7 protein-coding genes are annotated in these 7,560 nt (G+C 64.4%); 1 reads left to right on the top strand and 6 read right to left on the bottom strand.

All coding sequences use genetic code 11. The features are described 5' to 3' along the window. Positions 1-71 precede the first annotated feature (71 nt). On the bottom strand, positions 72-866 hold the full coding sequence (locus ACFSNN_RS20525; RefSeq protein WP_134458744.1) for a DUF4397 domain-containing protein: 795 nt from the start codon (positions 864-866) through the stop codon (positions 72-74). Positions 867-1,206: 340 nt separating this feature from the next. On the opposite strand from ACFSNN_RS20525, the gene ACFSNN_RS20520 reads away from it, so the two are divergent. Next, positions 1,207-3,255, top strand: coding sequence for an NADPH-dependent 2,4-dienoyl-CoA reductase (locus ACFSNN_RS20520; RefSeq protein WP_134458742.1), 2,049 nt, complete (start codon positions 1,207-1,209; stop codon positions 3,253-3,255). Positions 3,256-3,288: 33 nt separating this feature from the next. Here the strand turns inward: ACFSNN_RS20520 and ACFSNN_RS20515 are convergent, their stop codons facing one another. The 5 genes from ACFSNN_RS20515 to ACFSNN_RS20495 all read right to left on the bottom strand — a co-directional run bounded on the left by ACFSNN_RS20515 (position 3,289) and on the right by ACFSNN_RS20495 (position 7,298). Then, positions 3,289-4,218, bottom strand: a complete 930-nt coding sequence (locus ACFSNN_RS20515) for an EamA family transporter (protein WP_134458740.1) — start codon at positions 4,216-4,218, stop codon at positions 3,289-3,291. Positions 4,219-4,584: 366 nt separating this feature from the next. After that, entirely contained in the window at positions 4,585-4,830 is a 246-nt protein-coding gene (locus ACFSNN_RS20510; RefSeq protein WP_134458738.1) for a pentapeptide MXKDX repeat protein, read from the bottom strand. 118 nt (positions 4,831-4,948) lie between these two features. Then, complete coding sequence (locus tag ACFSNN_RS20505; protein WP_134458736.1) at positions 4,949-5,740, bottom strand: molybdopterin-dependent oxidoreductase; 792 nt, start codon at positions 5,738-5,740, stop codon at positions 4,949-4,951. Between the two features lie 40 nt (positions 5,741-5,780). Continuing rightward, complete coding sequence (locus ACFSNN_RS20500) at positions 5,781-6,422, bottom strand: cytochrome b/b6 domain-containing protein (RefSeq protein ID WP_134458734.1); 642 nt, start codon at positions 6,420-6,422, stop codon at positions 5,781-5,783. 30 nt (positions 6,423-6,452) lie between these two features. After that, entirely contained in the window at positions 6,453-7,298 is an 846-nt protein-coding gene (locus ACFSNN_RS20495; protein ID WP_134458728.1) for a DUF1223 domain-containing protein, read from the bottom strand. Positions 7,299-7,560 lie beyond the last annotated feature (262 nt).

Genomic DNA, 7,560 nt, shown 5'->3' with positions numbered 1-7,560 from the left:
TGGATCGCCGCTCCGTCCTCCCCAGGACTTACCGTCTATTGCCTATGCTCAGCCTGCGCTTTCATCAGCGCTTATTGGCCGTTGAGCGTATTCGTCAACTCGACGCTCGGTGTTTGCGTATTGCCGTTCTGCGCAACCAGCAAATGGATCTGACCCGGCACGAGCTGGCTCAGCGCGCCCGCGATCGGCACCGACGTCACCAGCCAGTCGGCATTGTTCGACAGCGTAAAGGCCGGCGACTGGAAGATCGGCGTCTTGCTGCCGGCCGCGGTCGCGATCAGCACGTAGGTGCCGCCCGACACATAGATCGAATCCTGACCGCTCGCCGGCACTGCGTTCTTGAAGGCCACGCCAGCCATCGTCGGCGAGACGTTGGTAATGTCGGTCGCGGTGGACTGGACCAGATACAGGTCGAGGTTGGTCGCGTTCGCCGAGGCGTTGAAGCCGCGCAGACGCGCGCTATTCGAGAGCAGCCCCTTGTCGAACGGATCGTCGATCAGGCCGATGTCCGGCGCGGCCAGACCCGGCAAGGCGAGCACGGTGTATTCGTGGCCCTTCGCGACATCCGGGAAGCTGCCGCTCGCGAGCGCGGTCGTCGTGCCGGTCGCGGAGTAAGCAACCGTGGTCGCGCCCGTGTTGATATTGGTGAGGTTCGTCACACCCTTATAGCTGATGTTGGTCTGCCCCGAGGGCGCGCTGCCGTTCACGAGAAAGTCGACGGCCGGGCCGCTGGGAATGGCGTGGATGAAATGGATCTCCGGATTGGTCAGCCCGAGTTCCTTACCGACGTCGTCGGAGCCGCCACCGCATGCGCTCAGAACGGATGCAACGGCAGCCATCGCCACCATGGTTCGGATCAGTTTCATTATGTTCACCTATATCGATTTGTCGGGCTCAGGCCCATGATTTTGTGGACTTCCGCTTCGCACAACACGCCGTCTGACACGGGTTCGTTGGTCATACGAACGGTTCAGGCCAGCTCTGCGAAACGGAATGCCCCCTCCTATCCCTGCGTCCATCGCACGGCTCGTGTCGATGGACGCTCGCTTCGAGCAATGCGCGTGCCGCGGGCTTCGATATGTCCGGTGGCGGCAGAAGAATGTCTTACGGAGCAACGAGTTGCGAGGATTAGAATTTTTCCTCGGAGGGATGGCACGCCGCGCAGTGTATTGTTCGTGCGCGCTCAATACTTACACGGTCCTCCGCATGTCTTACCCACACTTACTCGCCGAACTCGACCTTGGCTTCACCCGCCTGCGTAATCGCGTGGTGATGGGTTCGATGCACACCGGCATGGAGGACCGCTTCTGGAATTACCCGAAGCTCGCCGCGTATTTCCGCGAGCGCGCGAAGGGCGGCGTCGGCCTGATCGTCACGGGCGGCATCTCGCCGAATCGCGAGGGGTGGCTGTTGCCGTTCGGCGGCACGCTCAACTCCGTGCTCGATCTGCGCAATCATCGGAAGCTGACCGAGGCCGTGCACGCCGAAGGCGGCAAGATCGCGCTGCAGATCCTGCATGCGGGGCGCTACGGCTATCAGCCGTTCGTGGTCTCCGCGTCGGCAATCAAATCGCCGATCTCGAAGTTCAAGCCGCGCGCGCTAAGCATCGCCGGCATTGCGAAGACCGTGCGCGACTATGCGCGCTGCGCGCGCCTCGCTCAACGCGCGGGCTATGACGGCATCGAGATCATGGGCAGCGAAGGCTATCTGCTCAACCAGTTCCTGTGCCCACGCACCAATCATCGCGCCGACGCCTACGGCGGCAGCATCGAAAACCGCATGCGGCTCGCGCGCGAGATCGTCGAGCGGGTGCGCGCGGTGTGCGGCGAACGCTTTATCGTCGTGTACCGGATCTCGCTGATCGATCTGGTGGAAGGCGGCAATACGTGGGACGAAACCGTGCAGGTCGCCCAGGCGCTCGAAACGGCCGGCGTGACGATGTTCAATACCGGCATCGGCTGGCATGAAGCGCGAGTGCCGACCATCGTGACCTCGGTGCCACGCGCCGCCTTCGCCGAGCTGAGCGCGCGATTGAAGGCGGCCGTCAAGGTGCCGGTGATCGTGTCGAACCGCATCAACACGCCTGAGGTTGCCGAAGCACTGCTCGCGCAAGGCGCCGGCGATCTGGTTTCGATGGCGCGGCCGCTACTGGCCGATCCCGAGTTCGTCGTGAAGACCGCCGAGGGACGCGCGCATGAAATCAACACCTGTATTGCCTGTAATCAGGCCTGTCTCGATCACACGTTCAAGAACCAGCGCGCCACCTGCCTCGTCAATCCGCGCGCGGGGCGCGAAACCGAACTGATCTACCGGCCGGTCGCGGGCGCGCAGGCCGCGCGTTCGATCGCGGTGATCGGCGCGGGTCCGGCGGGATTGTCGGCGGCGACGGTGGCCGCCGCGCGCGGGCATCGCGTGACGCTGTTCGATGCAAGCGCAACGATCGGCGGCCAGTTCAATCTGGCGATGCGCGTGCCGGGCAAGGAAGAGTTCAGCGAGACGATCCGCTATTTTCAGAGCCAGTTGCAGCGCCATCGCGTCGACGTGCGGCTTGAGACGCGCGTCGATCCCGCGCTGCTCGCCGCCGGCGCTTACGACGACGTGATCGTCGCCACCGGCATCGTACCGCGGCGGCCCGCGATTGCCGGCATCGACGGGCCGAACGTGCTGTCTTATGTCGACGTGCTGCGCGGTGCGCCGGTCGGTCAGCGCGTCGCCGTGATCGGCGCGGGCGGGATCGGCTTCGACGTCAGCGAGTTTCTGCTGCATCGCGCGGGCGAGCCGCTGCCCGTGCCGCGCGATGCGTGGCTCGACGAATGGGGTGTCGATCTGGCGGTGCGGGAACGCGGCGGGCTGAAACCGCCCGCGCCGGCGCAGCCGCCGCGACAGATCTGGCTGTTGCAGCGCAAGGCCGGCAAGCTCGGCATGGGACTCGGCAAGACCTCCGGCTGGGTGCATCGCACGACGCTCGCGAGAAACGGCGTCAAGATGCTCGACGGCGTGTCGTATCGGGAGATCAGCGCGCGCGGCTTGAAGATCGCGCGCGAAGGCGTCGAGGAGTGGCTGGAGGTGGACACGATCGTCGTGTGCGCAGGGCAGGAATCGCTGCGCGATCTGCTGCCGCAGACAGCGGCGGATGCGAAGACGGACCAAACCGCCGGCCCGCGCTATCACGTGATCGGCGGTGCGAAGGTGGCAACTGAACTGGATGCGAAGCGGGCGATTCGCGAAGGCGCGGAAGTGGCGGCTGCGCTGTGAAGCAAGCGGGCCGTCGCCCGCTTCAGGCCAAACTCAGGCGAGCCGCTTCTTGCGGTAATCGAACCAGAAAGACAGCCCGACGCTCGCCAGAATCACGATCGTCGCAACCACCGTGGAATGAGTGACCGGCTCGCCGAGCAGCAGCGCGCCGAGCGCGACGGCCACTACCGGATTCACATACATGCAACTGCTGGCGATGATCGGGCTGGTGTGCCGGATCAGAAAACCATACGCCACATAAGCGGCCATCGTCCCGATCAGCATCAGGTAGATAAACGCCAGCACCGGCAGGAAATGCACCTCCAGCATCCGCTCGCCCGAGACCCACGCGACCAGCGTCGACATCGCGCCGCCCAGGCCGATTTGCAGCGACGTCGAAAGAAACAGGTCCGAGGGCAGCTTCAGACGCCCGGCCAGATGCGCGCCGCCGGCCCAGAAAAGCGCGCCGCACAGAATCGCGAGGCTCCCGCCCGCCGAGCCGGGCGCGCTGTCGCCATGACTGAGAATCGCAATGCCGACCAGACCGAGGCCGACCGCGAACCACTCGCCGCGGCCGATCTTGCGCCCCGCCACCGCCGCGATCACCGTCGCGAACAGCGGCACGGTCGCGACCATGACCGCCGCGGTGCCGGTGCCGACGGTGCGCATCCCATAGGCGAGCATGCCGCTCGACAAACCGACCAGCATGGTGCCGACGAGCCCGGCGTTGCGGATTTCAGCGGCGCTCGGCCACACCGGATTGCGACGCGCGGCGAAGATGAACAGACCGACGCCGGCGAACAGGTTGCGCATTCCGGAGAGCAGCAGCGGTGGAAACGAACCGAGCGCGACGTGCACGGCGAGATACGTCGAACCCCACACGAGATAGACGACGGCGAGCGCGAGCGCGACCTGCCCGTTGCGCGATTGCGGCAAACGGATCGGGAAGCCACGTGAAAAACGATTCAGGAATTGCAGCGACATGCGTTCAACCCGCCCACGCCGCTCGAGGTGCTGCGCCCCCGCTGAAGACCCTGAGGCGGGATGGCGGACACCACATCGGCGATGCGGTCTGACGGGCGAGGCTGGCGGACATGTCGGTGGAACGGAAGGACGATAGATGGCCAATGGGGCCACAACGCCGCGGCGATCCGAACAGATCGAGCCACGGCGAACACGCGCCAAACGTTTGGCGCGCATCGCATTATGCAGTAAGCGCCCACCGGGTCGCTTGAAAGAATCGTAACTCTTTGGCGTACTTGCAACAGAAAGCCGGGGACATGCCCCGGCTCTTTTGGCGCGCGGTCCGCCAACGCATTCGCGCTATGCGGGCCGCATAGTCAGGACGGCTCAGTTCGCCATCGCGCCCGACGCTTCGTGTTTCATGCCCATCGCGTCGCCCTTTTTCATCTTGTCGTGCTTCATCGTGTCCTTCTTCATGCCGCCTTTCGACATGCTGTCCTTGGACATGGCATCTTTCGACATGGTGTCCTTCGACATCGCATCGTTGGACATGGCGCCGCTTGCCTGGGCGAATGCGGCGCCGCCGCTGGTCAGGAGAGCGACGGCGAGTGCTGCGATTGCGAACTTTTTCATGAGATGACTCCGAGTGTTGTGGATGAATCAGAACCGGCCATAGCACCAGCCGGCGTATTTCCGAAGCTTCTGCCGCCCGGGGTCGCGCCGCCGTTCCAGCTGCGCCGACCCGCGCGCGTCAGGAGCCTCCGAACCAGTTGTAGCCCTGGTCGACCCAATAGCCGCCGGGATACGTGTTGGTGACGAACATCTCGACGATGTGCTTCGGATTCTTGTAGCCGAGCTTGGTCGGCATGCGCAGCTTCATCGGGAAGCCGTATTTCGCGGGCAGGCGCTCGCCGTCGTACGAGAACGTGAGCAGCGTTTGCGGATGCAGCGCGGTCGGCATGTCGATGCTTTCGTAGTAGTCGTCGGCGCATTTGAAGCCGACGTACTTCGCGCTCGTGTCCGCGCCGATGCGCCGCAGAAAATCGCTGAACGGCGTGCCGCCCCAGCGGCCGATCGCGCTCCACCCCTCCACGCAGATATGCCGCGTGATCTGCTCGGCGTGCGGCAGCGCGTACAGTTCGGGCAACGTCCAGACGCGCTGGCCGGTCACGAGCCCGCTGATCTGCAGCTTGTAGTCGGCGCCGTTCACTTCGGGCACGTCGTCGATGCCGTAGAACGCGTTGAACGGAAACGGCCGCGTGATCTGCGCTTCAGTGTAGGTGGGCGCGAGTTGCTTCGGATCGAACAGCGCCGCTTGCGCGCGGTCGTTCAGGCGCGAGACGGCGGTAAGGAATTTGTTGACCGAGTCGTCGTCGGTGAGCGAGCAGCCGGTCAGCATCGACAGGCCGCCCAGCGTCAGAAGGCGTTTGCCGAACAGACGCCGCGACGGCATCGCAAGTTCGCGGCGGGCGTCGATCAGGATCGATTCGCCGTCGAGTTTCTGGCCGGCGGAACGAGTGGGTTTTCGAGCGGATTGGTTCATGATTCGGTATCCGTAATGTTCGCTTTGGCGGATGAACGGCTCAGCGTCCGCGCAACATGGCGAGCAGCGAGCGCGGCACGAGCGCCACCATCACCAGATGCACGGCGATGAACGCGGCCATCAACGACATCGCGCAGAAGTGGACAATGCGAGCGTTGTCGTAGCCGCCCATCAGTTCGCGCAGCAGCGGAAACTGCACCGACTTCCAGATCGCGAGACCCGAGAGCACCAGCACGATCAGATCGCAGACCACGAACAGGTAGGCGAATTTCTGCACCGCGTTATAGACGCGCAAGTCGGCATGCGAGAGCTTGCCGGTCAACGCGGCGACGAAATCGCGCAGCACGGCGCGCGGCGACACCGGCAGAAACTTGCGCACGAAGCGCCCGCTCGCAAGGTTCAACGCGAGATACAGCAGACCGTTGAAGACCAGCAGCCACATCGCCGCGAAATGCCATTGCAGCGCGCCGCCGAGCCAGCCGCCGAGCGTGATGGCGGTCGGAAAATGAAACGCCGGGAAGATCGGCGAGGCGTCGTAGATGCGCCAGCCCGACAGCATCATCAGGATGGCCGCGAGCGCGTTGAGCCAATGCGTGAGACGCACCCACAGCGGATGAATCGCACCGCTTTTTTTCGGCTCGGCCGACGGCACGCTGTCGCGAAGTGCATGATGGGTTGCCATGAAACTCTCCTGTGAGCGCGGACGCGGCGATCAATGGCACGCGGCCAGTTCGGCCACTTGCAGAACATCGCCGGTCGCCGCGTTTTCGACGAAGGCGACCACGCCGAAGCGGTCGGCGGGCGCGTTGAGCTTGGCATCAGCGGCGCCGTCCTGGATGCGGACATCGCGGCGAATCTGTGCGTTGCCCGCTACGAGCGGCACCGGGCCGATCCATTGCCGCACGACGCGTTCGTGATGCAAGGTGACGCCGCTGTTTTCGCCGGCGCCGACTTGCGAGCTCAGCGAGTTTTCATAGACAGCGACGTAGGCCTCGAGCTGGCCCGCCGCGTCCGTCAACTTGCTGGTGAATTGCGCCGCAACGTTGAACGCACCCGGCGTCTGCTGCGCTTTGAGTTCTAGCGCGACGTTCGCTTGCGCCGGCTCGGCGACCACCTTGCCGATGCGGCTCGCGAAACTGTCGCGTTGCGACCAGCTACGCAGCTCGCGTCCCGAGACGAAGATTTCCGGCGTGTAGATGGTGTGGCCACCGGCGAGATCGGTGAGCGCCTGCTGACGTTCGGTGAAACGATGTTGCGAGAAGCGGTCCGTCCAGCCGAGACTGTTCCAATAGTCCACGTGCAGCGCCAACGGGACGATGCTTTGCGTCGCGCCGCTGTTCTTCCATTGACTCAGCCAGTTGTCGGCGGGCGGGCAGCTATTGCAGCCTTCGCTGCTGTACAGCTCGACCAGCGCCACGCGATGCGCCGGACTATGCGCGCTGCAGATCGCGCTGGCCGCGTTCGCAAGACCGCTGGTCACAAGCGTGGTCAGCGCGGCAGCGAGGGCGATGCTCCGAGTGAAACGCCGATTGTCTCGGCGGGGTCCGGCGGTTTGCATGACGTGCTCCAATCAGGATCTGCACGTTTGTCGAACCACATGGCCGGTTATGACAGCCCGTTTCCAACTTTTTTCCTGGAGCCTGAAGACGCCGGGCGATGCACGACTCGCGTGCTAACATTAGCCTTTCTATTGCGCGCGTTCAGTCAGATGAATGGCGGCGCCCTCTTCACTCTCTTTCGCTACCCGCCGGCTACTTCGATGCGCTTTCCGACTTCCCGTGCCTTCTTCCGCTTGCGCCCCCGTCGCGCAACCGGCTGCG

This window comes from Paraburkholderia dipogonis, from assembly GCF_042680985.1.
In the GTDB taxonomy this organism is placed as follows: Bacteria; Pseudomonadota; Gammaproteobacteria; order Burkholderiales; family Burkholderiaceae; genus Paraburkholderia; species Paraburkholderia phytofirmans.
This window is presented reverse-complemented; position numbering and strand designations above follow the sequence as displayed.

Coding starts and splice junctions, on each gene's coding strand:
- ACFSNN_RS20520 (WP_134458742.1), top strand. CDS start 1,207: ATGTCTTACCCACACTTACTCGCCGAACTCGACCTTGGCTTCACCCGC.
- ACFSNN_RS20500 (WP_134458734.1), bottom strand. CDS start 6,422: ATGGCAACCCATCATGCACTTCGCGACAGCGTGCCGTCGGCCGAGCCG.
- ACFSNN_RS20505 (WP_134458736.1), bottom strand. CDS start 5,740: ATGAACCAATCCGCTCGAAAACCCACTCGTTCCGCCGGCCAGAAACTC.
- ACFSNN_RS20515 (WP_134458740.1), bottom strand. CDS start 4,218: ATGTCGCTGCAATTCCTGAATCGTTTTTCACGTGGCTTCCCGATCCGT.
- ACFSNN_RS20510 (WP_134458738.1), bottom strand. CDS start 4,830: ATGAAAAAGTTCGCAATCGCAGCACTCGCCGTCGCTCTCCTGACCAGC.
- ACFSNN_RS20495 (WP_134458728.1), bottom strand. CDS start 7,298: ATGCAAACCGCCGGACCCCGCCGAGACAATCGGCGTTTCACTCGGAGC.
- ACFSNN_RS20525 (WP_134458744.1), bottom strand. CDS start 866: ATGAAACTGATCCGAACCATGGTGGCGATGGCTGCCGTTGCATCCGTT.